2 protein-coding genes are annotated in these 1,301 nt (G+C 71.3%); both read left to right on the plus strand.

Annotated elements, in window-relative coordinates; translation table 11 throughout:
• The coding region (locus VXC91_RS45755; RefSeq protein WP_329513235.1) for a MerR family DNA-binding protein at positions 1-388 on the plus strand (388 nt) is incomplete at its 5' end.
• An 18-nt stretch (positions 389-406) separates the two neighbouring features.
• On the plus strand, positions 407-1,301 hold an 895-nt coding region (locus VXC91_RS45760), incomplete at its 3' end, for a ClpX C4-type zinc finger protein (RefSeq protein ID WP_329513236.1).

The raw sequence follows: 1,301 nt of genomic DNA on the forward strand, positions 1-1,301 counted from the left end.
CATCCGCTTCTACGAGCAGGCGGGCCTGCTGCCCGAGCCACCGCGCACATCGGGCGGCTACCGGGACTATCCGCCGCAGGCCGCGCATCGGCTCGCCTTCATCCGCGAGGCGCAGTCCGCCGGGCTCACGCTCGCTGAGATCCGCTCCGTCCTGGCCGTGCGCGATTCCGGCGGGGCGCCCTGCGTCCACGTTGCGGGCCTGATCGAGCAACATCTCGCGGACATCGAGCGCCGCATGGCCGAACTGCGCACCACCCGCACCGCCCTGCGCACCCTGGCCCGACGTGCGGCTGCCACCGACCCCAGCACCTGCACAGAAGAGGACATCTGCCGCATCATCCGTACGCCGATGCCAAGTGACAACAAGGGATTGTCGCCGCGGGCGTGACAATCTACCGTTGTCAACATGAGCCAGGAGCCCACGGTGGACCGGATCATCCAAGCGGCCCACGCCGGAGCGAGAAGTGACGACCCGCTCGACCTGCTCGACGCCGTCCTGGCCCTGACCAGTGACGTGTCCGCTCGGGCCGATGCGACCGTCGACCAGGTCGTACGGCAGGCTCGCGAAGCCGGGTACTCCTGGACCGTGATCGGCGAACGCCTCGGCGTCTCGCGCCAGGCCGCCCGTCAGCGGTACGCCGACCGCGTCGCCCAGACAGCCACGACCGTAGGACTGATCCGCGGCCGCGATCTGGAGGCCGGTCTGGCCGCCGCGCTGGCCGCAGCCGAGGCCGAGCGTCTGGCCGAGGCGGGTACGGAGCACATGCTCCTGGGCCTGCTCACCGAAGGCGTGGCCGCCGCCACCCTGGAACAGCTCGGCGTCGACCGAGACAAGATCCGAGAGGCCGCCCACCGCCTGTTCGACTACCCGGCCGAACCCGCCCATCAGGGTCAGCCCGTGTTCTCCGCCGAGGCGCAGGCGGCCCTGGCCGGCGCCGAGCAGCTCGCCACCGAGCGCACCCCGGCCTGCGCCCCGGTCGCCGTCACCACACCACAGCTGCTCGCTGTCATCGCCACCAACCCCGGTTCCCGGGCCCGCCGTGTCCTCAACGACCTCGGAGTGGACGTGGCCGACATCAAGCGTCTGCTGCACTGCTACATCAGCGTCCCGCGTACTCCCTTCGGCCGCCGCTCCCGCCGCGGACGCACCGGCAAGAAGCAGCTCGACCGCTGCTCCTTCTGCGGGCACCCCCGCGGTGAAGACCGCCGTCTGGTCGCCGGTCCCGACGTGTGGATCTGCGCCGAGTGCGTCACTCTGTGCAGCGAAGTCCTCGCCCGGCCCATGGACGGCGGCCGCGTTC

This window comes from Streptomyces chiangmaiensis (assembly GCF_036281785.1).
GTDB lineage: Bacteria > Actinomycetota > Actinomycetes > Streptomycetales > Streptomycetaceae > Streptomyces > Streptomyces chiangmaiensis.